Annotated in this window: 22 protein-coding genes; 2 read left to right on the forward strand and 20 right to left on the reverse strand. The window is 62.8% G+C overall.

All coding sequences use genetic code 11. The features are described 5' to 3' along the window. The first annotated feature begins 239 nt into the window (after positions 1-239). Together BT116_RS03935 and BT116_RS03940 are read left to right on the forward strand one after the other, a co-directional pair. Positions 240-1,181 (forward strand): DnaJ C-terminal domain-containing protein, encoded by a 942-nt coding sequence (locus tag BT116_RS03935; protein WP_072340205.1) that lies wholly within the window; start codon positions 240-242, stop codon positions 1,179-1,181. Between the two features lie 246 nt (positions 1,182-1,427). Then, a complete protein-coding gene (locus BT116_RS03940; RefSeq protein WP_063323146.1) occupies positions 1,428-1,727 on the forward strand; it encodes a chaperone modulator CbpM in 300 nt (99 codons plus the stop codon). 246 nt (positions 1,728-1,973) lie between these two features. On the opposite strand, the gene ureC is transcribed toward BT116_RS03940, so the two are convergent. From ureC to BT116_RS31345, 20 genes are all read right to left on the reverse strand, one after another. Further along, positions 1,974-3,674 (reverse strand): urease subunit alpha, encoded by a 1,701-nt coding sequence (gene ureC / locus BT116_RS03945; RefSeq protein ID WP_072340207.1) that lies wholly within the window; start codon positions 3,672-3,674, stop codon positions 1,974-1,976. Between the two features lie 123 nt (positions 3,675-3,797). After that, a complete protein-coding gene (locus BT116_RS03950) occupies positions 3,798-4,106 on the reverse strand; it encodes an urease subunit beta (RefSeq protein WP_003186307.1) in 309 nt (102 codons plus the stop codon). Further along, positions 4,103-4,636 (reverse strand): GNAT family N-acetyltransferase, encoded by a 534-nt coding sequence (locus tag BT116_RS03955; RefSeq protein WP_072340210.1) that lies wholly within the window; start codon positions 4,634-4,636, stop codon positions 4,103-4,105. Before BT116_RS03955 ends, BT116_RS03950 begins: the two co-directional genes overlap by 4 nt. Before the next feature lie 5 nt (positions 4,637-4,641). Beyond that, positions 4,642-5,175 (reverse strand): GNAT family N-acetyltransferase, encoded by a 534-nt coding sequence (locus BT116_RS03960; RefSeq protein WP_072340212.1) that lies wholly within the window; start codon positions 5,173-5,175, stop codon positions 4,642-4,644. Between the two features lie 9 nt (positions 5,176-5,184). After that, entirely contained in the window at positions 5,185-5,487 is a 303-nt protein-coding gene (gene ureA / locus BT116_RS03965) for an urease subunit gamma (protein ID WP_003197350.1), read from the reverse strand. Positions 5,488-5,575: 88 nt separating this feature from the next. Further along, positions 5,576-6,427: an urease accessory protein UreD gene (locus BT116_RS03970; protein ID WP_072340214.1), complete on the reverse strand. Its 852-nt coding sequence runs from the start codon at positions 6,425-6,427 to the stop codon at positions 5,576-5,578. 30 nt (positions 6,428-6,457) lie between these two features. Next, the gene (gene urtE, locus BT116_RS03975; protein ID WP_063323142.1) at positions 6,458-7,156 is read right to left on the reverse strand and encodes an urea ABC transporter ATP-binding subunit UrtE; all 699 of its coding nucleotides are present in this window, start codon (positions 7,154-7,156) and stop codon (positions 6,458-6,460) included. 71 nt (positions 7,157-7,227) lie between these two features. Then, entirely contained in the window at positions 7,228-8,097 is an 870-nt protein-coding gene (gene urtD / locus BT116_RS03980) for an urea ABC transporter ATP-binding protein UrtD (protein WP_072340216.1), read from the reverse strand. Beyond that, a complete protein-coding gene (gene urtC / locus BT116_RS03985) occupies positions 8,094-9,173 on the reverse strand; it encodes an urea ABC transporter permease subunit UrtC (protein ID WP_072340218.1) in 1,080 nt (359 codons plus the stop codon). The genes urtD and urtC overlap by 4 nt, the downstream gene beginning before the upstream one ends. Continuing rightward, a complete protein-coding gene (gene urtB / locus BT116_RS03990) occupies positions 9,173-10,675 on the reverse strand; it encodes an urea ABC transporter permease subunit UrtB (protein WP_072340220.1) in 1,503 nt (500 codons plus the stop codon). Before urtB ends, urtC begins: the two co-directional genes overlap by 1 nt. Positions 10,676-10,832: 157 nt before the next feature. Then, positions 10,833-12,098, reverse strand: coding sequence for an urea ABC transporter substrate-binding protein (gene urtA, locus BT116_RS03995; protein ID WP_063323138.1), 1,266 nt, complete (start codon positions 12,096-12,098; stop codon positions 10,833-10,835). A gap of 381 nt (positions 12,099-12,479) precedes the next feature. Further along, positions 12,480-13,490, reverse strand: a complete 1,011-nt coding sequence (locus BT116_RS04000) for a FecCD family ABC transporter permease (RefSeq protein WP_072340222.1) — start codon at positions 13,488-13,490, stop codon at positions 12,480-12,482. Further along, positions 13,487-14,434 (reverse strand): ABC transporter substrate-binding protein, encoded by a 948-nt coding sequence (locus BT116_RS04005; RefSeq protein ID WP_072340224.1) that lies wholly within the window; start codon positions 14,432-14,434, stop codon positions 13,487-13,489. The genes BT116_RS04000 and BT116_RS04005 overlap by 4 nt, the downstream gene beginning before the upstream one ends. Continuing rightward, positions 14,431-15,219: an ABC transporter ATP-binding protein gene (locus BT116_RS04010; protein ID WP_072340226.1), complete on the reverse strand. Its 789-nt coding sequence runs from the start codon at positions 15,217-15,219 to the stop codon at positions 14,431-14,433. The genes BT116_RS04005 and BT116_RS04010 overlap by 4 nt, the downstream gene beginning before the upstream one ends. Positions 15,220-15,419: 200 nt before the next feature. After that, positions 15,420-16,799, reverse strand: a complete 1,380-nt coding sequence (locus tag BT116_RS04015) for a PepSY-associated TM helix domain-containing protein (RefSeq protein ID WP_072340228.1) — start codon at positions 16,797-16,799, stop codon at positions 15,420-15,422. A gap of 284 nt (positions 16,800-17,083) precedes the next feature. Beyond that, complete coding sequence (locus BT116_RS04020; protein ID WP_072340230.1) at positions 17,084-19,210, reverse strand: TonB-dependent copper receptor; 2,127 nt, start codon at positions 19,208-19,210, stop codon at positions 17,084-17,086. A 245-nt stretch (positions 19,211-19,455) separates the two neighbouring features. Continuing rightward, positions 19,456-19,872, reverse strand: a complete 417-nt coding sequence (locus tag BT116_RS04025; protein ID WP_170845931.1) for a DUF2946 domain-containing protein — start codon at positions 19,870-19,872, stop codon at positions 19,456-19,458. A 39-nt stretch (positions 19,873-19,911) separates the two neighbouring features. Next, a complete protein-coding gene (locus tag BT116_RS04030) occupies positions 19,912-20,391 on the reverse strand; it encodes a copper chaperone PCu(A)C (protein WP_072340232.1) in 480 nt (159 codons plus the stop codon). 47 nt (positions 20,392-20,438) lie between these two features. Then, positions 20,439-20,837 (reverse strand): DUF2946 domain-containing protein, encoded by a 399-nt coding sequence (locus tag BT116_RS04035; protein ID WP_072340234.1) that lies wholly within the window; start codon positions 20,835-20,837, stop codon positions 20,439-20,441. A gap of 284 nt (positions 20,838-21,121) precedes the next feature. Further along, positions 21,122-21,397, reverse strand: coding sequence for a helix-turn-helix domain-containing transcriptional regulator (locus BT116_RS31345; RefSeq protein WP_256572554.1), 276 nt, complete (start codon positions 21,395-21,397; stop codon positions 21,122-21,124). Positions 21,398-21,462 lie beyond the last annotated feature (65 nt).

Consider the following 21,462-nt stretch of genomic DNA (forward strand, 5'->3'; position numbering starts at 1 on the left):
TTCGAAGGCCGGTTATCTGCTAATTTGCAAACGCTGGCCTTGAAAGACAGCACATTCCCCCCAAACTTGCTGGCATGAGCCTGGCAGCCACAGGGCGGGCACAAGAACCGCCACCGACTGCCGATAAACTTCTGCTGCACCGCCCGGTCACAAACCTTGAGATCGGTCAAACCCCAGGACTTGTATCACGAGCATGCTGCGGGTGGTGGTGCGATTCGATAACGGATGGTGATCCTTCAATGGACTTCAAAGACTATTACAAGATTCTGGGTGTGGAGCCGACGGCCGACGACGCCACGATCAAGGCCGCCTATCGCAAATTGGCGCGCAAGTACCACCCGGATGTCAGTAAGGAAAAAGACGCCGAGACCAAGTTCAAGGACGTCTCCGAAGCCTATGAAGCGCTGAAAAGCGCCGACAAGCGCGCCGAATACGACGACCTGCGCCGTTATGGCCAGCACGGCCAGCCGTTCCAGGGCCCGCCGGGTTGGCAAAGCCGTGGCGGTTTTGGCGGTGGCCAGGACAGCGGCGACTTCTCGGACTTCTTCAGTTCGATCTTCGGTAATCGCGGGTCGGGTTTCGGTGGTGGGCAGTCAGGTCGCAGCGCCGGCCGTCGAGGGCAAGACGTGGAAATGGAACTACCGATCTTCCTGGAAGAGACCCTGTCGAGCGAGTCGAAGAAAGTCAGCTTCCAGGTGCCGCAGTACAACGCGGCCGGCCAGCATGTGAGCAACACCAGCAAAAGCCTGAACGTGAAGATCCCGGCCGGTGTGACGGACGGCGAACGCATCCGCCTCAAGGGCCAGGGCGCGCCGGGTATCGGTGGCGGTGCCAATGGCGACCTGTACCTGACCATTCGCTTCGCGCCGCACCCCAAGTTCGACGTCGAAGGCCAGGACCTGATCATCACCTTGCCCCTGGCCCCGTGGGAATTGGCCCTGGGCACCGAAGTGGCGGTCCCGACCCTCACCGGCAAGATCAACCTCAAGGTCCCGGCCGGCAGCCAGAACGGCCAGCGCATGCGCGCCAAGGGCCATGGCCTGCGCAACAAGGCCGGCGAGCGCGGCTACCTGTTCGTGCAGCTCAAGGCCGTGATGCCCAAGGCCAACGATGAGGCGGTCAAGGCACTGTGGGCAGAGCTGGCGAAGAAAGCCGCGTTCGATCCGCGGGAGAATTTCTGATGGTTGCTGGTTGCTAATGCATTCATTTGATTGGCCAGGCAAGAAACTGTGGCGAGGGGATTTATCCCCGTTGGGCTGCAAAGCAGCCCCAAAAAGGCTGAGCGCAATCAGCCTGACACACCGAGGCGGTGAGTCTTGGGGCTGCTACGCAGCCCAGCGGGGATAAATCCCCTCGCCACAGGTGTTTGTGTCCACAAGGGCAGTCACGGCTAGACTCGACAGTTAACGCATTGGGAGAAGCAGACCATGAACAACCCGATCATTGAACTGACCCTGACGGAGTTCTGCGAGGCCGCCGCGTTGCAGGATGTCCACGTCATCGAAATCGTCGCCCACGGCATCCTCGAACCCCATGGCGCGGCTCCGGCGGATTGGCGTTTCACCGATTACGAACTGGTTCTGGCCCGCCGCGCGGCCAAGTTGCGCCGCGAGCTGGAGCTGGAATGGGAAGGCGTCGCCCTGGCGCTGGACTTGCTGGAAGAAGTGCAACAACTGCGCAGCGAAAACCGCATGCTCAAGCAGCGGCTGGGGCGGTTGGTGGAGTGATGCAGATCCTCAAGCCAAATGCAGACCCTGTGGCGAGGGGATTTATCTGTGGCGAGGGGATTTATCCCCGTTGGGCTGCAAAGCAGCCCCAAAAAGGCTAAGCACAGTCAGTCTGACACACCGAGGCTGTGAGTCTTGGGGCTGCTGCGCAGCCCAGCGGGGATAAATCCCCTCGCCACAGATACCCCCTCTTGCCACAGATACCCTCCTCTCACCACAAAGTCATGTATTCGATCAGGTCGACCATCAAAACAGAAAATACCGCTGCGCCATCGGCAGCACCTCTGCCGGCTCACACCACAGCAACACCCCATCGGCCTTGACCTGGTACGTCTGTGGATCAACGTCGATGCTCGGCAGGTAGTCGTTGTGGATCAAGTCGGTCTTCTGCACATCGCGACAGCCCTTGACCACGGCGATTCTCTTCTTCAGGCCCAATTGCTCCGGTAGCCCCGCCTCGGCGGCGGCCTGGCTGATGAAGGTCAGGCTGGTGGCGTGCCGCGAGCCGCCAAAGCTTGCGAACATCGGTCGGTAGTGCACCGGTTGTGGCGTCGGGATCGAGGCGTTGGCGTCGCCCATCAGGCTGGCGGCGATGGCCCCGCCTTTGAGGATCAGGGTTGGCTTGACGCCGAAGAATGCCGGTCGCCACAGCACCAGGTCAGCCCATTTGCCCACTTCGATGGAACCCACTTCATGGCTGATACCGTGGGTGATCGCCGGGTTGATGGTGTACTTGGCGATGTAGCGCTTGATGCGGAAATTGTCGTTGCCTTCGCCGTCGCCGGGCAGGGCGCCGCGTTGCTTCTTCATCTTGTCGGCGGTCTGCCAGGTGCGCGTGATGACTTCGCCGACGCGGCCCATGGCCTGGCTGTCGGAGCTGATCATCGAGAACGCACCGAGGTCATGGAGAATGTCTTCGGCGGCGATGGTCTCGCGGCGGATGCGGCTTTCGGCGAAGGCCACGTCTTCGGCGATGCTCGGGTCCAGGTGATGGCAGACCATCAGCATGTCCAAGTGCTCGTCGATGGTGTTGCGGGTGAACGGCCGGGTCGGGTTGGTGGAGCTGGGCAGCACGTTGGCGAAGCCGCAGGCCTTGATGATGTCCGGCGCATGACCGCCGCCAGCGCCTTCGGTGTGGTAGGTGTGGATAGTGCGGCCCTTGAACGCGGCGAGGGTGGTCTCGACGAAGCCAGACTCGTTGAGGGTGTCGGTGTGAATCGCCACCTGCACATCGTACTGGTCGGCCACGCTCAGGCAGTTGTCGATGGCCGCGGGCGTGGTGCCCCAGTCTTCGTGCAGCTTCAGGCCGATGGCCCCGGCCTTGACCTGTTCTATCAATGGTTCTGGCAGGCTGGCGTTGCCCTTGCCGGTGAAGCCGATGTTCATCGGGAACGCGTCGGCGGCCTGGAGCATGCGCGCCAGGTGCCAGGGGCCAGAGGTGCAGGTGGTGGCGTTGGTCCCAGTGGCCGGGCCTGTGCCGCCGCCGATCATGGTGGTCACGCCGCTCATCAGCGCTTCTTCGATCTGCTGGGGGCAGATGAAGTGGATGTGGGTGTCGATGCCGCCAGCGGTGAGGATCATGCCTTCGCCAGCGATCACCTCGGTGCTGGCGCCGATGGCGATGGTTACGTCGGGTTGGATATCCGGGTTGCCGGCCTTGCCGATGGCCGCGATGCGTCCGTCCTTGAGGCCGACATCGGCCTTGACGATGCCCCAGTGGTCGATGATCAGCGCGTTGGTGATCAGCGTGTCCACGACCTCGGCGGCCAGCAGCTGGCTCTGGCCCATCCCGTCGCGAATCACCTTGCCACCGCCGAATTTCACTTCTTCGCCGTAGGTGGTGAAGTCCTTTTCCACTTCGATCCACAGCTCGGTGTCGGCCAGGCGGACCTTGTCACCGACGGTGGGGCCGAACATGTCGGCGTAGGCTTGTCTCGAAATTTTCATGTGCTTTCCTGATCGTTCCCACGCTCTGCGTGGGAATGCCGCCATGGACGCTCTGCGTCCGCCTGTGTGACGCGGAGCGTCACGGGATGCATCCCCACGCAGAGCGTGGGAACGAGCTGATTCTTAATCCAGGTCGCCCATCACCCGCCCGGCAAACCCGAACACCCGGCGATGCCCGGCCAGGTCCACCAGCTCTACCTCGCGGCTCTGGCCCGGCTCGAAGCGCACCGCGGTGCCAGCCGGGATGTTCAGGCGCATGCCACGGCTGGCGGCGCGGTCGAAGGTCAGGGCGTCGTTGGTCTCGAAAAAGTGATAGTGCGAGCCGACCTGGATCGGCCGATCGCCGCTGTTGGCGACGTTCAGCGTGAGGGTGCGGCGGCCGACGTTGAGTTCGATGTCGCCAGGCTGGACCTGGTATTGCCCTGGAATCATTGCGGTTGCCCCAAAGTCTTGTAGTAGATGGCGGTCGGTGTGTAGGTCCCGTCCGGGCTCTGGCAGTAGTCCGGCAGTTCACCGACGCGGGTGTAGCCCATGGCCCGGTAGAACGCCTCGGCCTCGGAACCGGCCTCGGTGTCGAGGTACAGCAGGCCGCGCTTGTGCTGACGGGCACCGAGTTCCAGGGCATTCATCAATTGCTGGCCCAGGCCCCGGCGGCGCGCCTCGCCGCGGACCAGCAGCTTCTGCACTTCGGCGCGATTGAGGCCGTTGGGCTTCTGGCACAGGGCAAGCTGGACGCTGGCCTGCACCTGTTCATCCTTGACCACCACCCACAGCAGCAGGTGGCCCTGGTTGAGGCTGGCCTGGACCTCGTCGAAGTAGGCGCGGGCCTGGACCGCATCGAGGTCGGCCATGAACCCCACGCTGGCGCCATAGCCGACGGCATCGAGCAACAGATCGATCAGGCCCTGGCGATAATGCGCAAAGCTTTCAGCGTGGACTCGACGCAACTGGGCGGGGTTCATAGGCATCACTCCTTGTCAAAGGCAGGCGGTTGTGCCCCGGGATCGAGGACCAACTGCATGAAAGTCAGGTCCAGCCAGCGACCGAACTTGGTACCCACCTGGGGCATTTGCCCGGTGGTGATGAAACCGGCTCGCTCGTGCAAGCGAATCGAGGCAGTGTTACCGCTTTCAATGGCGGCGACCATGACGTGTTTGCCGCAGGCCCTGGCGCGCTCGACCAGCGTGGTCATCAGGCGCGGACCGAGGCCGTTGCCGCGCTGATCGCTGCGTACGTACACCGAATGCTCCACGGTGTGTCGGAAACCGTCGAAAGGCCGCCAGTCGCCGAATGAAGCGTAGCCGAGCACGTTCTCCTCGGCGTCGACCACCACCAGCACCGGGTAGCCTTGGGATTGCCGGGCGCTGAACCACGTCTGGCGATTACCCAGGTCCACGGCCTGTTCGTTCCAGATCGCGGTGGTGTTCAGCACCGCGTCGTTGTAGATGTCGCGGATCGCTGGCAGGTCGGTCGGCTGGGCGTCGCGCACGAGATAGGTCATGGCATGGCCTCAGGCGATCGGCTGGTGGACGGTGACCAGTTTGGTGCCGTCGGGAAACGTCGCCTCGACCTGGATCTCGGGGATCATTTCCGGGATGCCTTCCATCACCTGTTCGCGGCTCAGCAGCGTAGTGCCGTAGTGCATCAGCTCGGCCACGGTCTGGCCGTCACGGGCGCCTTCGAGCAGGGCCGCGGAGATATAGGCCATGGCCTCCGGGTAATTGAGTTTCAAACCGCGAGCCAACCGCCGCTCGGCAACGAGGCCGGCGGTGAAGATCAGCAGCTTGTCTTTTTCGCGTGGGGTCAGGTCCATGTGCAATCCATAAGGCAGATAAATAGTTTTCGCTGTAAACCCATTCCCCTGTGGGAGCGAGCTTGCTCGCGCCCACAGGAAAGCAAATTCAGGTGCTCCAGATTCTCGGGGGGACGGCCTCTCGACCGAGCAGCGCCGGGCGCAGGAGCCGCCACAATGCAATCAGCCACCCCCGCGCCAGCAACGCCTCGCTCGCCAGGCACCGCGCCACGACCAGGCCGGGCAACTGGGTCAGGTCACCGCGCACGGCATGGCCCAGGGATCGGCACAGTTCCAACAGCTCGCTGTCGATCTCGCCGGTCACCAATAACGTGGCAAACACCGGATCGCCGCCCAACCCGATGGGTGAGTCCAGCAACCCATCACCGCCCACAATGCGCTGGCGCTCATGCCACAGCAACTGGCCGTCGCGACGAATGTCCAGCCGCGACTGGAAATGCCCCAGGTCGAACCGCTCGCCGCTGGCCGGTCGGCCGAGGGCAACCATGTCCCAGTAGAACAGGCGTCCGTCGCCCTGCAGGTCGATGCAGGTGCTGAGTTGGGCCTGGGCCGCGCTGAAGACGATGGTTTCCTGGGGCAGCCATTCCAGGGTCGCACCGGGAGCCACGCTCAGGGTCAACTGCTGGTACGCCGGGCCGGCGGCGCGGTACCACTTGGCCGCGCCGGGGCTGGTTAACTGCGCCCAGGCGTCCGGGCCGACGTGGGCCGAAATGTCCAACCGGTCACCGCCGGCTATCCCACCGGGCGGGTGGACGATGATGTGCTGGCACACCTCGGGGCCTTCGGCATACAAGTGCTTCTGCACCCGCAGCGGGCCCTTATGGCGACGCTGTACCGGGCGCGTGCGATCGCCGAATCGGGCGTAACCCAGTTCCAGCTCGGCATGCCAGCTGGGGGTGAAGAGGGCCGAAGTTGCCAATGAACAGACAGGTAGATTCATGATTTCTGATTATCGTCAGGACGCTACAGACTAGATCGTAACCAGGCCGCGCACACCCTCGGCTTCCATATTTTCTCCACGCCCTTGCTGCACGATCTCGCCCCGGGACATCACCAGGTATTGATCGGCCAGTTCGGCGGCGAAGTCGTAGAACTGCTCCACCAGCAGAATCGCCATGTCGCCCCGGGCCGCCAATTTCTTGATGACCGCGCCGATCTCCTTGATCACCGACGGCTGGATGCCTTCGGTGGGCTCGTCGAGAATCAGCAGGCGCGGACGGCTGGCCAGGGCCCGGCCGATGGCGAGTTGCTGTTGCTGGCCGCCGGACAAGTCACCGCCTCGGCGTTGCTTCATCTGCAGCAGCACCGGGAACAATTCGTAGATAAACGCCGGCACCTCCTTGGCCTCGGAGCCGGGAAACCGCGACAGGCCCATCAGCAGGTTTTCTTCCACCGTCAGCCGCCCGAAAATCTCCCGACCCTGGGGCACGTAGGCGATGCCGGCATGCACCCGTTGGTGTGGCTTGAACGTGGTGATGGCTTTGCCTTCCCAATTCACCGCACCTTCCTTGGCCGGCAACAGGCCCATCAGGCATTTGAGCAGGGTGGTCTTGCCCACGCCGTTGCGACCCAGCAGGCAGGTCACTTCGCCGACCTTCACGTCGAACGACAGGCCCCGCAGGATGTGGCTACCGCCGTAGTACTGGTGCAGCTTGTCGACTTGCAGCATCTTCCAGATTCTCCTCAAGTTCCCTGTGGGAGCGAGCTTGCTCGCTCCCACAGGGAACAGCATTTGTCGCCCTAGCGACCGAGGTACACCTCGATCACCCGCTCATTGTCCTGCACCTGTTCCAGCGACCCTTCGGCCAGCACGCTGCCCTGGTGCAGCACGGTGACGTGGTCGGCAATCGCGCCGACGAAGCCCATGTCGTGCTCCACCACCATCAGTGAATGCTTGCCCGCCAGGGACTTGAACAGCTCGGCGGTGAACTCTGTCTCGGCGTCGGTCATGCCCGCCACCGGTTCGTCGAGCAGCAGCAATTGCGGGTCTTGCACCAGCAGCATGCCAATCTCCAGGAATTGCTTTTGCCCATGGGACAGTAACCCGGCGGTGCGGTTGACCGAGAGGGTGAGGCGGATGGTCTCGAGCACTTCGCTGATGCGATCGTGCTGCTCGCCAGTGAGTTTTGCCCGCAGGCTGGCCCACACCGATTTGTCGGTCTTGAGCGCCAGCTCGAGGTTTTCGAACACGCTCAACGCTTCGAATACCGTGGGTTTCTGGAACTTGCGCCCGATGCCGGCCTGGGCGATCGCCACTTCGCTCATGCTGGTCAGGTCCAGGGTTTCGCCGAACCAGGCCTTGCCATGGCTGGGGCGGGTCTTGCCGGTGATCACGTCCATCAACGTGGTCTTGCCCGCGCCGTTGGGGCCGATGATGCAGCGCAATTCGCCGACGCCGATGTACAGGTTCAAAGCGTTCAAGGCCTTGAAACCATCGAAGCTGACGCTGATGTCTTCCAGGGTCAGGATGGTGCCGTGGCGGGTATTCAGGCCAACGCCTGCCGCCTGGCCGAGGCCGATGGCGTCGCGGCTGCTGCCGGCGTCCTGGTTGGGTTCCGGCGGAAAGAAAGCAGGTTCGAGCATGAATTCGGCACTCGCTGTGATTCTCATTGTTCACCTCGTTTCTTCAGCAGCCCGATCACGCCCTTGGGCAAGTACAGGGTCACGACGATGAACAGCGCACCGAGGAAGAACAGCCAGTACTCAGGAAACGCCACGGTGAACCAGCTCTTCATGCCATTGACTACGCCGGCACCCAGTAGCGGTCCGATCAGCGTGCCGCGCCCGCCAAGGGCGACCCACACGGCGGCTTCGATGGAGTTGGTCGGCGACATTTCGCTGGGGTTGATGATGCCCACCTGCGGCACGTACAAGGCCCCGGCCAGGCCACACAGCACTGCACTCAACACCCAGACGAACAGCTTGAAGCCACGGGGATCGTAGCCGCAGAACATCAGGCGGTTCTCCGCATCGCGCAGGGCCGTCAACACCCGACCGAACTTGCTGCGAGCCAAGCGCCAGCCGATGAACAGGCTCGCCACCAGCAGCAACACCGTGGCGAAAAACAGCACCGCCCGGGTGCCCGGCTCGGTGATGCCAAAGCCCAGGATCGAACGGAAATTGGTGAAGCCGTTGTTGCCGCCGAACCCGGTTTCGTTGCGGAAAAAAAGGAGCATCCCGGCGAAGGTCAGGGCCTGGGTCATGATCGAGAAATACACGCCCTTGATCCGCGAACGGAAGGCGAAGAAGCCGAACACCAGCGCCAGCAGCCCCGGCGCGAGCACCACCAGGCACAGGGCCCAGAGAAAACTGTCGGTGCCGGCCCAGTACCAGGGCAATTCGGTCCACGACAGGAACGTCATGAACGCCGGCAAGCCATCACCGGCGGCCTGGCGCATCAGGTACATGCCCATGGCGTAGCCGCCCAGGGCGAAGAACAGGCCGTGACCCAGGGAGAGCAAGCCGGCGTAGCCCCAGACCAGGTCCAACGCCAGGGCGACGATGGCGTAGCAGAGGATCTTGCCCACCAGGGTCAAGGTATAGGCTGAAACGTGCAGTGGATGGTCCGCCGCCAACAGCGACAGCAGCGGCAGGCTCAGCAGCACCGCCAGGATCAGCGCGCCGACGGCGAGGGTGAGTTTGGGGCCAGCCTTTTGCGTGGCCGTGAGCATCAGGGGCTGGTTCATCAGTCGATTACCCGTCCTTTGAGCGCGAAGAGGCCTTGCGGACGCTTCTGGATGAACAGAATGATCAGCGCGAGGATCAGGATCTTGCCAAGCACGGCGCCGATCTGCGGTTCGAGGATCTTGTTGGCGATGCCCAGGCCGAACGCGGCGAACACGCTACCGGCCAACTGGCCGACGCCACCGAGCACCACCACCAGGAACGAGTCGATGATGTAGCTCTGGCCCAGGTCCGGGCCGACGTTGCCGATCTGGCTCAGGGCCACGCCACCCAACCCGGCGATGCCCGAGCCGAGGCCGAAGGCGAGCATGTCCACCCGCCCGGTGGGCACACCGCAGCAGGCGGCCATGTTGCGGTTCTGGGTCACCGCGCGCACGTTCAGGCCCAGGCGGGTCTTGTTCAGCAGCAGCCAGGTCAGCACCACCACGAACAGTGCGAAGGCAATGATCACGATGCGGTTGTATGGGAGCACCAGGTTCGGCAATACCTGAATCCCGCCTGAGAGCCAGGCTGGGTTGGCGACTTCGACGTTCTGCGCGCCGAACACCAGGCGCACCAGTTGGATCAGCATCAGGCTGATGCCCCAGGTGGCGAGCAGGGTTTCCAGCGGGCGCCCATAGAGGTGGCGAATCACCGTGCGTTCCAGGGCCATGCCGATGGCGGCGGTAATGAAGAAGGCCACCGGCAGGGCGATCAGCGGGTAGAACTCGATGGCGTTCGGGGCGAAGCGCTGGAACAGTATCTGCACCACATACGTGGAATAGGCGCCGAGCATGAGCATTTCGCCGTGGGCCATGTTGATCACCCCCAGCAAGCCAAACGTGATGGCCAGGCCGAGGGCGGCGAGCAGCAGGATCGAACCCAGGGACATGCCGCTGAAGGCCTGGCCCAGCAGCTCGCCCACCAGGAGTTTGCGTTTGACTTGGGCGAGGCTGGTTTCGGCGGCGGTGCGCACGTTGGCATCGGTTTCAACGCCGGGCTCAAGCAAACCTTCCAGGCGTGTACGGGCCAGCGGATCGCCGGTTTCCCCCAGCAGGCGGACGGCGGCCAGGCGCACGTTCGGGTTGGTATCCACCAGTTGCAGGTTCGCCAGGGCCAGGCTCAGGGCGGCATGCACATCTTCGTCCTGCTCGCCGGCCAGTTGCCGATCGAGAAACGCCAGTTGCGCCGGGCGCGCGTTTTTTTGCAGTTGCTGCGCGGCGCCCAGGCGTACGCGGGCATCGACGGCGAGCAGTTGATGGCTGGCGAGGGCGGTTTCGATCAGCCCGCGCAAGCGGTTGTTCAGACGCAGGGTCTTGGGTTGGCCGTCGACGGTCAACTGGCCCTGTTGCAGGGCATTGATCAGTTCGACGCGCTCAGGCTCCGGCTGCGCGGCCCAGGTTTCCAGGAGCTTGGCTTGCTGGGTCGGGTTGGCGGCGACGAAGTCTTCGGCGTCACCGGCGTGGGCCTCCAGTGGCAACAGCAGCACCAGGGCGAGGATAAGGCGGTAGAGGGCGGTGGGCATATGCTAGGCCTTGCGCAGTGCTTTTTGTGGGAGCGAGCTTGCTCGCGATAGCGGTGTGTCAGTCACTGTTCTTCTGGCTGATCCACCACTATCGCGAGCAAGCTCGCTCCCACAGGGGTTGTGTGTCGGCCCGGGGATTGGGCCGACACCCATGGGCTCAGTTGCTCTTCACCGCATAGTCAGGCTTCTTGTCGTTGCCGGCGATGAAGGGGCTCCACGGTTGGGCGCGGATCGGACCTTCGGTCTGCCAGACCACGTTGAACTGACCGTCGGCCTGGATCTCGCCGATCATCACTGGCTTGTGCAGGTGATGGTTGGTCTTGTCCATGGTCAGGGTGTAGCCCGACGGTGCGGCGAAGGTCTGGCCGGCCAGGGCTTCGCGGACTTTATCAACGTCGGTGGACTTGGCTTTTTCCACGGCTTGCGCCCACATGTGAATGCCGACGTAGGTGGCTTCCATCGGGTCGTTGGTCACCGCTTTGTCGGCGCCTGGCAGGTTCTTGGCCTTGGCGTAGGCTTTCCAGGACTCGACGAATTTCTTGTTCGCCGGGTTATCCACGGACTCGAAGTAGTTCCACGCCGCCAGGTTGCCTACCAGTGGCTTGGTGTCGATGCCGCGCAGTTCTTCCTCGCCCACCGAGAACGCCACGACCGGCACGTCGGTGGCTTTCAGGCCCTGGTTCGCCAGTTCTTTATAGAACGGCACGTTGGAGTCGCCGTTGACCGTGGAGATGACCGCAGTCTTGCCGCCGGCCGAGAACTTTTTGATGTTGGCCACGATGGTCTGGTAGTCGCTGTGGCCGAACGGGGTGTAGACCTCTTCGATGTCTTTGTCTGCCACGCCTTTGGAGTGCAGGAACGAGCGCAGGATCTTGTTGGTGGTGCGCGGGTAGACGTAGTCGGTGCCCAGCAGGAAGTAGCGCTTGGCGCTGCCGCCTTCTTCGCTCATCAGGTATTCCACCGCCGGAATCGCCTGCTGGTTCGGCGCCGCGCCGGTGTAGAACACGTTTGGCGACATCTCTTCACCTTCGTACTGCACGGGGTAGAACAGCAGCCCATTGAGCTCTTCGAACACCGGTAGCACGGATTTACGCGACACCGACGTCCAGCAGCCGAACACCACCGCGACTTTGTCCTGGGTCAGCAACTGCCGACCTTTTTCGGCGAACAGCGGCCAATTCGACGCTGGGTCCACGACCACCGCTTCAAGCTTCTTGCCGTTCACACCGCCCTTGGCGTTGATCTCATCAATGGTCATCAGCGCCATGTCCTTGAGGGACGTCTCGGAGATCGCCATGGTGCCGGACAGCGAATGCAGGATGCCGACCTTGATGGTCTCGGCGGCCTGGACGGTCCAGGCCATGCCCATCGCGGCAATGCTTGCCGAGAGTGTAAAAGCCTTGATCAAGCTACGACGCTTCATTGTGCGATCTCCGTGGACTTATGAATTTTTTTGAGGGCAGATGCAAACGCTGAAAGCGCTTTTGCAAGGGGTGTGCCCGGTCGGAAAAAAGGCCCGGAAACAGGGAGTTGGTGGGGGGAGGGAAAAGCCTGGTGCACCATGAGCGATCGCGTCATGGGGTTTGGTGCGAGGGATGCGCCACATTGGAGCGCGGGGTTGGAGTGCCCTCTGGGAGCAGGTCCTCTGTGGCGAGGGGATTTATCCCCGTTGGGCTGCGCAGCAGCCCCAAAAACCTGACATCGCTGTCTGTCTTGTGAACTGCATTCTCTGCTCTTGGGGCTGCTTCGCAGCCCAGCGGGGATAAATCCCCTCGCCACAGGGTGAGTCGGTGGTTAATAAATATCAGCGGCGGCGCATCAGGCCGATGAAGAACAACCCGCCGATGGCGGCTGTCGCCACACCAATAGGCAAGTCCTCCGGCGCGATCAAGGTCCGGGCGGCCACATCCACCCACACCAGGAACAGGCTGCCCAGCAGCACACAAACCGGCAGCAACCGACGATGCTCTGCACCCACCAGGCGCCGGGCAATGTGCGGCACCATCAGCCCGACAAAACCAATCGAACCGCTGATGGACACCAGCACACCGGTCATCAGCGAGGCGATCAGGAAGATCCACAAGCGCACCTTCGCCGCGTTCAGGCCCAGGGTCACGGCGGTCTGTTCGCCGGCCATCAGCGCGTTCAGCGGACGGGCCATGCCCAGCAGCAACACCAGCCCCAGCAATACGCTCACCGCCGGCACCGCCAGCAGCTCCCAACGGGCCAGGCCCAGGCCGCCGAGCATCCAGAACATCACCGCCGAACTGGCGCGATGGTCACCGAGGAACAACAATAGGTTGGCCGCCGCCATCATCACGAAGGACACCGCCACGCCGCACAACAACAGGCGATCACTTTCCAGACGACCCTGGCGGGCAGCGATGGTCAGCACCAACAGCATGCTCAGCAGCGCACCGATGAACGCCGCCAGCGGCAGGGTCAGCAGGCCGACAATCTCGCCGACATGCAGCACCACGATGACCGCCCCTAGCGTCGCGCCAGAGGTGACGCCCAGCAGGTGCGGGTCCGCCAACGGGTTGCGCGTGACTGCTTGCAGCACCGCACCGATCAACGCCAGCCCGGCGCCCACCAGGGCACCGAGCAGCAGGCGCGGCACGCGGATCAGCCACACGATGTGTTCCTGGCCAGGCGACCAATAGGCGCTGCCGACACCGAAGGCCTTGTTCAACAGGATGTCCCAGACCACGGCCACCGGCACCCGCGCCGGCCCGAAGCCCAGGGACACCACGCACGACACCAGCAGCAGTGCACCGAGGAACATCAGCAGGGCGCCGTAGCGACGACCGTTCATTGGCCGTGAAAACCCTGCGCCAGGGTTTGCACCGCCAGCACGTTATCGATGCCCGGCGTGGCCTGGACGTAGGGGATCACGATGAAGCGCCGATGCTTGATCGCCGCCACCGATTGCAGGGCCGGGTTGTTCAGCAGGAATTGTTGCTTCTGCTCGGCGCTGACTTCACCGTAGTCGACGATCACGATCACCTCGGGGTTGCGCTCCACTACGTTCTCCCAGTTCACCCGCGTCCAGCTGGTTTCCAGGTCATCGAGAATATTGCGTCCGCCGGCCGCGTCGATCAGCGCCTGGGGCATGCCAAGACGGCCGGAGGTCATGGCGCGGTCTTCGCCGCTGTCGTAGAGGAATACGCGGGGTTGACCGGGCGGCAGGTGCTTGCGCACTTGCGCCACTTGGGCCTGCATCTGGACGATCAGTGCGTTGGCACGATCCTGCACGTCGAAGATCTTCCCGAGGTTGCGCAGGTCGTTGTAGGTATCCTCCAGTGAGGCCGCTGGACGCTTCATCACGAACGCGCAGGATTCGGTCAGTTCGTAGACATTGATGCCCAGCGGTTGCAGGGTCTGCGGCGTCAGGTCGCCGCCCACGCGCATGCCGTAGTCCCAACCGGCGAAGAAGAAATCCACGTTGGCATCGAGCAGGGTTTCCACCGACGGGTACTTGGCGGCCAGTTCCGGCAGGCCATCAAGGATCTTCGCCATCTCGGGCGTCACCGATTTCCAGCCACTGATGCCGCTGTAGCCGACCATGCGCGGCTTGAGGCCCAGGGCGAGCATCATCTGGGTCATGTTGATGTCATGGCTGACAGCGTGCCGAGGTGCCTCGTTGAACACCACCTGGCGGTTGCAGCTCTGGATCGTCAACGGATAGTGGGTGGCTTCGGCCAAGGCATGGGCGCTGCCCAGCAGCAGGGGCAGCAACAGCAGGGAACGCAAGGTCATGGTTGGGTTATCCAGGTGATTCGTGGGTAGCCGGACAGCGGGTGTTCATCCACCAGCGCTTCGATGCCGAACACCTCGCGCAACAGCTCGACGGTCAGGACGTCCCTGGGCGTGCCGCTGGCGACAATGCGCCCGTGTTCGATCACGTACAGGCGGTCGCAGAAGGCGGCGGCGAGGTTCAGGTCGTGAAGGCTGGCAAGGGTGCCGATGCCCAGGCCCTTGATCAGTTGCAGCAATTGCAATTGATAGTGGGGATCGAGGTGGTTGGTCGGTTCATCGAGGATCAACAACTGCGGTTGCTGGGCCAGGGCCCGGGCGAGGATCACCCGTTGCTTCTCACCACCCGAGAGGGTCGCGAATGCATGATCGCCAAAGCCTTCAAGGCCTGCCGATGCCAGGGCTTGGCGCACAAGCCGTCGATCCTCGTGATTGTCGCCGTCGAACAGGCCTTTATGCGGTGTGCGGCCCATGGCGACCACTTCTTCCACCGTCAGGCCGAAGGCGTCGGGAAACTCTTGCAGGACCACGGCGATGCGTTGGGCGCTCCAGCGCGAGGACTGTTGCCAGACGTTGTGATGGGCAAGCTTCACCTCGCCCTGTTCCGGCCGGCTGAAGCGATAGGCGCAGCGCAACAGGCTGGTCTTGCCACTGCCGTTGGGGCCGATCAACCCGACGAACTCCCCGGCCGCCACCTGCAACGTCACGTCACGCAGTTGGAACTGGTGATGACAATGGCCATGGCCCAGGGGTGTCCAGGCGAGGTGGGTGAGGGACAGGGAGGTCATGCATTTACTCAAGTTATTGGATCGACACATAGGCCCTGTGGGAGCGAGCTTGCTCGCGATAGCGGTGTGTCAGCCGATAGAGATGTGACTGACCGACTGCAATCGCGAGCAAGCTCGTTCCCACAAGGGATGGTGTTCACCGTTTGAAAGGCGGGCGCGATTGTAGAGGTTTCGCGCCGTCTTCCGTTAACGCGCGCTCTTCAATTTGAAGATGAAGCCACCTCAGGCTGCTGATTGAAACGGGTGACGAGCCGATCCAGCAACCACACCACCACCAGCGAAGCGCCCACCAACGGAAACACCACCGCCAGGGCCAGCATGATGAACACCCCGGTCTTCCACGTCGGCAAGTCGTGACGCAGCGGCGGTACGCCGAACTTGCCCTCTGGCCGGCGCTTCCACCAGATCACCAGGCCACTCACGGCGCTGAGCAGGATCATCAGGCAAATCAGCAGCACGATGATCTGGTTCAGCGGGCCGAACATTTTGCCTTCGTGCAGCATCACCCCGGTTTCGGTGGCGCGAGCCACGACGCTGTAATGCTCCCAGCGCACATCGGCCAGGACCTTGCCGGTGTATTGGTCCACGTGCAGGGTGGCATCGTTGCGCGGGTCGTCGGCAAACACGGCGACGGTGAACACGCCGGTGGACGTGGTCGGCAGGGTGATGCTGTAGCCGGGCGTGACCTGGCGTGCGGTGGCGATGTCCTGCACCGCTTGCAGGCTGACGGTCGGGGCGGCGGGGCCGTCGTGCATGCCGCCGTGGCCCATGTGTTCGGCATGGTCGCCGGACATTGGCATCGGCGTGTTTTCCACGGCCCAGGGTACGGTCTGGCGGTGGGCGTTGTTGAGACTGCCTGCCTCCACGTCGGACTTGGGCACGTCATTCCACATCGCCGCCGGGAAGCGGTTCCAGAGGTTGGCGTATTGCTTGCCCCAGAAACCGGTCCAGGTCATGCCGCTGAGCAGCATCACCAGCAGCAAGGCTGCGCCCCAGAAACCGACGACCACGTGCAGGTCACGCCAGAACAGCCGACCGCGGGCGCTCCAGCGCGGCCACAGCACACCGGCTGACGATTGCCCACGGGGCCACCACAGGTACAGCCCGGAGACCACTAGCACCACGCCCCAACCGGCGGCCATTTCCACCAGACGGTCACCGACGGTGCCGATCAGCAGCTCGCCGTGGATGGCCCGGGCCATGGCTTGCAGGTTGTTCTTCGCATCCTGCTCGCCGAGGACATCACCATGGTACGGGTCGATGAACACGTTCAGTTCCCGGCCCTGGTCGATCACCACGAATTGCGCGCTGCGCTCGGCATTGGCCGGTGGCAGGTACTGTTTGACCTGGCCTTGGGGGTAGGCCTGGTGGACCTGCTTGAGCAAGTCGTCCGCCGCCAGGGTGTGATGCCCGGCCGGTACATTCAGCAGGCTGCCGTACATCAGGGGATCGAGCTGTGGCTTGAACAGATAAATGATGCCGGTCAGTGCCAGCATCACCATGAACGGCGCCACGAACAGCCCGGCATAGAAATGCCAGCGCCAGGCCAGGTTGTAGAAATTGGGTTTCGGTTGGCTCATCAGAAAGCGCTCCGCAGGGCAAATGTGATCGTTATGTTTTTTGCGATTGAGCTTTTGGCCTTTAGTCAGTAAGTGGCGTCGAACCCGGTCCCTGTGGCGAGGGGATTTATTCCCGCTGGGCTGCGTAGCAGCCCCACACTGACAACTCATCTCATCTGGTAAGCCGAGTTGTCAGGCTGAAGGTTGCTTCGCAACCCAGCGGGGATAAATCCCCTCGCCACAGATTATTTGCTCGGCCGCTGATTGCTTGACTGACTGGTCATAAAGTTTTTCGTGTGATGGTGTTAGAAACTCATGTCCACCTTGGTCCAGAGCGTGCGCCCCGGTTCGTTGATGGCTTGCGGGTCGCTCGCCGGGTAGCCGAACCCGGCGTTGCCGGCCAGGTTCAAGTGCTCGGCGTAGGCTTTGCCGAACAGGTTGTCGACGCCGCTGCTGACCTTCCAGTGCTTGTTGATGCGGTAGGCGCCGTTGAGTGAGAACACGCCGAAGCCCGAACTCTTGCCGTAGTCTTTGCCGACCACGTTGCCTTTGTTCTCGTCGACCCGGTGCTGCGCTGCCACCACACGCCACAGGGCGCCGGCGCTCCAGCGATCTTCGCTGTAGGTCAGGCCCAGGCGTGCGTCCAGCGGCGGCATCTGCGCCAGGGCGCTACCGTCGCTGCTGTTCTTGCCCCAGGCATAAGCCAGGGTCGCATCGGCTTTCCAGCGCTCGCTCAGCTTGTAGGCCGCACCCAATTCACCGCCCATGATCCGCGCATCGATGTTCTCGGCCCGTGAGGTGGTGCCCATCATCCCGGGGGTGTAGTCGAACAGGATGTAGTCGCGTACCTGCCCGACATAACCCGACGCCCAGGCTTCGAGGGTTTCGGTCTTGTACTGCAGGCCGAAGTCGAGCTGGGTGGTTTTCTCCGGCTTGATCGCGTCGAAGGCATTCAGCGAGCCGCTGGGGCCGACGTTCGCCGAGAACAGCTCCCAGTAGTCCGGGAAGCGTTGTGCGTGACCCACGCCTGCATAGAGGGTAGTGGGGCTGTCGTCCAGGTCGTGTTCGTAGCGGACGAAACCGCTGGGCAGCGTGTCGGCACGGGTGTCATCGGCGGTGGGATTGGGGCGGGCCGACATACCGGAACCGAGGCTCTGGCGGTAGTCCTTGGCCGAGGCACGGTCGAGTCGGGCGCCGGTGATCACCCTGTCGCGGTCGGCGGCGTACCAGGTCAGCTCGCCGAATACTCCGTAATTGTGGAAGTCGGCGTCCTTGGTGTACGGCAGGTCCTTGTAGGTATCCACACCCATGCTGCTGCGTTGGCGATGCTCATTGGTCTGGGCGTCCAGGCCGCTGATCAACTGCACATCGGCCCAGCGCCAGGTGGCCTTGATGCGGGCGCCGAGGGTGCGGCGGTCGACGTTGGAGGCCATGGGCCCGGCCATCATCCCGGTGCCGGATGGCGTGCGCAGGGTGTAGTTGTCCATCACATGGTCGGCGTAGTTGTAGTAGACCTGGGCCTCGACCTTGTCCAGCACCTCGCCGATGTTCGAGCGCTCGAAACGCAGCCCGAGGCTTTCACGCTTGAACTGCGAGCCGTCCATGCCACGCCCGGCGTAGCGCGCTTCACCGTCGCCCTTGCCGGCCGTCAATTCCAGCAAGGTGTCGGCGTCCGGGGTCCAGCCGAGGGTCACGTCGCCGTTCCACTTGTCGTAGCGTGACGGCACGCTGTCGTTGTTGCCGTCGCGGTAATCGTCCGAGTGGGCGGTGTTGCCGATCACTCGTACATACCCCAGCGGCCCACCGGCGGCGGCATCCACCACTTTGTCGAAACGGCCGTTGGAGCCGGCCAGCACACTGGCGTTGACCCGGGCGCCCAATTCGCCGAACTGTTCCGGCTCGCGCTCGAACAGCACGGTCCCGGCCGATGCGCCGGGGCCCCAGAGCACGGTCTGCGGGCCTTTGATGACGGTGAGCTTGTCGTAGGTTTCCGGCGATATATAGGACGTCGGCGCGTCCATCCGGCCAGGGCAAGCACCCAACAGCATGCTGCCGTTGGTGAGGATGTTCAGCCGCGAGCCGAACATGCCGCGCAACACCGGGTCGCCATTGGTGCCGCCGTTGCGCACCTGGGCGAAGCCGGGGATGGTCTTGAGGTAGTCGCCGCCGTCACTGGCCGGCACTGGTTGACGCGGGTCCTTGGGGTTGGTGACGACCGTCAGGGGTGAACTGGGGGCGATGGCGGTGATGACCGTCGGGCTCAGTTCTTCGACCTGATGGTCGTGATGCTCGTGCTCGTCGGCCAGCGCGAGAGGCGTGAGCAGCAGGCCGCACAGTGCGGCAATGGTTTGGCGTAAACGAACCCGTGGTTCGTTCAGGGGGCAGCGAACCTGGGCAGTGCCCAAAGCGGTGCCAGCAGAAAACCTGGACATGATGATTCCATCGAACAGACGTAGACGACACGGTCGGGCAGCCTAGTGGCATGTGTGGCTAGTTTGTTAGCTCAAATTCGGATGCCAGAAGTCCATAGCCAAGGCGCTGTGACGAGTCATAGCCCGCTATGGCGAGGAACAGCAACGCAGGATATGGGCTTCTGGCGCCCGAAGTTGACTAACACAACTAGCTACACATGCCACTGACGCTGTCTTGTGCGACCGGGTTGGGTAAGTGTCGGGGGTTACGCGTCGAGGGGCGGTGCGCGGGTACGGGCACCCGGGAAAAACGCGGGCCGGGCATGGCCCAGGCGTGGGGAAGGACTGGTGTAGGTGTTGGTGTGGGGTGTGTCGAAGACCGCGAACGTGTGACCGCCAGGCAGCGCGGGGCAATTGAACAGCAGGCTGCAATAGCCGCACTTTTCCCACAGTGCGTGGTGTTCGCTCTGGGGCGGGCGGTGTTCGTCGGCTGATGCCTCATGTTCGGCGTGGGCTCCCGCCGGCATGTCCATGCTCATGTCCATCGACATGTTCATGCTCACAGGCATGCGCTGATCCATCGGCATCGACTGAGAAATCAGTGGACCGATAAAGATCATCAACATGGCGAACAGGCTGAGCCAACTGCCGCGTGCCAGGCTCAAGGGCTGGCGGCGGGGCATGGGGGACCTGTTGCGAGGAAGACCCATGGGCAGGGGCTATCAGTGCATGTGCATTTGGGTTTTGCTGCCGTCGGGGGCTTTTTTCTGCACCGCAACGTCGACCGTGACATCCCCGGCTTTTTCGAAATGCAGGGTCATGGCAAAGCGCTTGCCATCGCTGAGCAGGCTACGGTCCTTCAGGTCCAGCAGCATCACGTGATACGCCATCGGCGCGAAGGTGACGGTCGCACCGGGGGCGATATCCACGACGGGCACCGGTTGCATTTTCATCAGGTCGTTTTGCATCACATGTTCATGGAGCTCGGCCTTGCCAGCAATCGGCGAGTCGACGCTGAGCAGCTTGTCGGCGGTCGTGCCGCCGTTGTGAATCACGAAATACGCGGCCACGGTCGGTGCGTTGGGCGGCAACTCCTGGGACCACGGATGGGCGATCTCAAGCTCGCCCACCTTGTATTGGTGCGCTTGGGCAAAGCCGACGGGAAGCAGCAGGGCAGCCAGCAGGATAAGTCTGTTCAACATGGGTGATTCTCCAGAACGATTCGAGGCGCAGTCTTGTGCGGAAAGAATCAGGCCAGAGGCGAGGCGCGGGGGTTGAGGCTGGGCCATTGCTGGCGTGGCGTGGGGCTGTCGAGCTTCGAATGGGCAATGCCGCGATGGTTGGGCCGAGCATCCAGATACAACTGCGGAGCATGGCCGGTGAGTGCCACCAGCGACGCGGAGCCGGCGCAGCACCAGCAATGCTGCATCGTCGAGTGAGTGTCCTTCTGCGGCGTGCCCTGTTCGAGCTTGCCCAGGGACACCGCGACCATTTTCGTGCCGCTGGACGAGCAGAAGCTGCCCCACAGCAGTTGCTCGGCTGGCGAATTGGCAGCCGCGCCACCGCTGTTGGAAAGCGGCATGGCAAGCATGTTGAACAGCACTGCGAAGCAGGCGATCCAGGCAAATGCAAGCCGTTGTCGGGACATGGGCGAATCCGCTCGGTTGGGTGATCAAGTGGCGGTATTTAGCCTGATCGGGGTTGAGAAGTAAAAAAGGCGCATGCGGTATAGGGTCGCAGGGTTTGCACTAACAGTAGCAACAGTTTTTGTAAGTGGATGCTTTCGTGGCGAGGGAGCTTGCTCCCGCTGGGGCGCGAAGCGGCCCTGAATATCAAGTTGCGAGGTGTGTCAGGAGAATGGCGGCGATCCTTTTTGGGGCTGCTGCGCAGCCCAGCGGGAGCAAGCTCCCTCGCCACGGGGGATGTTGTTGATCAGTCGATATCCGGTCGTTTCCAATCTGTATCGTGGTCAATCCGAGTTACATCTTTTGCCCGGGCGATATCATTAAGGGCTGCTTGAACCAATACACCGTCACCCGCATCCTCTTCGAGACAAGCGTCTAGATAGGCCTCTATTTCCTCAGGCGTTTTGATGTAGGTAGCAGCATCGAAGCGCGTAGCGGCTTCATCCCGCAGAATTTTGGCGAACTCAGGGTCACGTTTGGTTCGTTCCACAATCGTATGTTTATAGCTTCGTGTAAGGACCATTTCTTTACCCTGAATCTAATGGCGTGCGTAGTTTTTGTGGCGAGGGGATTTATCCCCGCTGGGCT

This window comes from Pseudomonas sp. NFACC16-2, assembly GCF_900119205.1.
GTDB classification, from domain to species: Bacteria; Pseudomonadota; Gammaproteobacteria; order Pseudomonadales; family Pseudomonadaceae; genus Aquipseudomonas; species Aquipseudomonas fluorescens_Q.

Coding starts and splice junctions, on each gene's coding strand:
- BT116_RS03935 (WP_072340205.1), top strand. CDS start 240: ATGGACTTCAAAGACTATTACAAGATTCTGGGTGTGGAGCCGACGGCC.
- BT116_RS03940 (WP_063323146.1), top strand. CDS start 1,428: ATGAACAACCCGATCATTGAACTGACCCTGACGGAGTTCTGCGAGGCC.
- ureC (WP_072340207.1), bottom strand. CDS start 3,674: ATGAAAATTTCGAGACAAGCCTACGCCGACATGTTCGGCCCCACCGTC.
- BT116_RS03950 (WP_003186307.1), bottom strand. CDS start 4,106: ATGATTCCAGGGCAATACCAGGTCCAGCCTGGCGACATCGAACTCAAC.
- BT116_RS03955 (WP_072340210.1), bottom strand. CDS start 4,636: ATGAACCCCGCCCAGTTGCGTCGAGTCCACGCTGAAAGCTTTGCGCAT.
- BT116_RS03960 (WP_072340212.1), bottom strand. CDS start 5,175: ATGACCTATCTCGTGCGCGACGCCCAGCCGACCGACCTGCCAGCGATC.
- ureA (WP_003197350.1), bottom strand. CDS start 5,487: ATGGACCTGACCCCACGCGAAAAAGACAAGCTGCTGATCTTCACCGCC.
- BT116_RS03970 (WP_072340214.1), bottom strand. CDS start 6,427: ATGAATCTACCTGTCTGTTCATTGGCAACTTCGGCCCTCTTCACCCCC.
- urtE (WP_063323142.1), bottom strand. CDS start 7,156: ATGCTGCAAGTCGACAAGCTGCACCAGTACTACGGCGGTAGCCACATC.
- urtD (WP_072340216.1), bottom strand. CDS start 8,097: ATGAGAATCACAGCGAGTGCCGAATTCATGCTCGAACCTGCTTTCTTT.
- urtC (WP_072340218.1), bottom strand. CDS start 9,173: ATGAACCAGCCCCTGATGCTCACGGCCACGCAAAAGGCTGGCCCCAAA.
- urtB (WP_072340220.1), bottom strand. CDS start 10,675: ATGCCCACCGCCCTCTACCGCCTTATCCTCGCCCTGGTGCTGCTGTTG.
- urtA (WP_063323138.1), bottom strand. CDS start 12,098: ATGAAGCGTCGTAGCTTGATCAAGGCTTTTACACTCTCGGCAAGCATT.
- BT116_RS04000 (WP_072340222.1), bottom strand. CDS start 13,490: ATGAACGGTCGTCGCTACGGCGCCCTGCTGATGTTCCTCGGTGCACTG.
- BT116_RS04005 (WP_072340224.1), bottom strand. CDS start 14,434: ATGACCTTGCGTTCCCTGCTGTTGCTGCCCCTGCTGCTGGGCAGCGCC.
- BT116_RS04010 (WP_072340226.1), bottom strand. CDS start 15,219: ATGACCTCCCTGTCCCTCACCCACCTCGCCTGGACACCCCTGGGCCAT.
- BT116_RS04015 (WP_072340228.1), bottom strand. CDS start 16,799: ATGAGCCAACCGAAACCCAATTTCTACAACCTGGCCTGGCGCTGGCAT.
- BT116_RS04020 (WP_072340230.1), bottom strand. CDS start 19,210: ATGTCCAGGTTTTCTGCTGGCACCGCTTTGGGCACTGCCCAGGTTCGC.
- BT116_RS04025 (WP_170845931.1), bottom strand. CDS start 19,872: ATGCCCCGCCGCCAGCCCTTGAGCCTGGCACGCGGCAGTTGGCTCAGC.
- BT116_RS04030 (WP_072340232.1), bottom strand. CDS start 20,391: ATGTTGAACAGACTTATCCTGCTGGCTGCCCTGCTGCTTCCCGTCGGC.
- BT116_RS04035 (WP_072340234.1), bottom strand. CDS start 20,837: ATGTCCCGACAACGGCTTGCATTTGCCTGGATCGCCTGCTTCGCAGTG.
- BT116_RS31345 (WP_256572554.1), bottom strand. CDS start 21,397: ATGGTCCTTACACGAAGCTATAAACATACGATTGTGGAACGAACCAAA.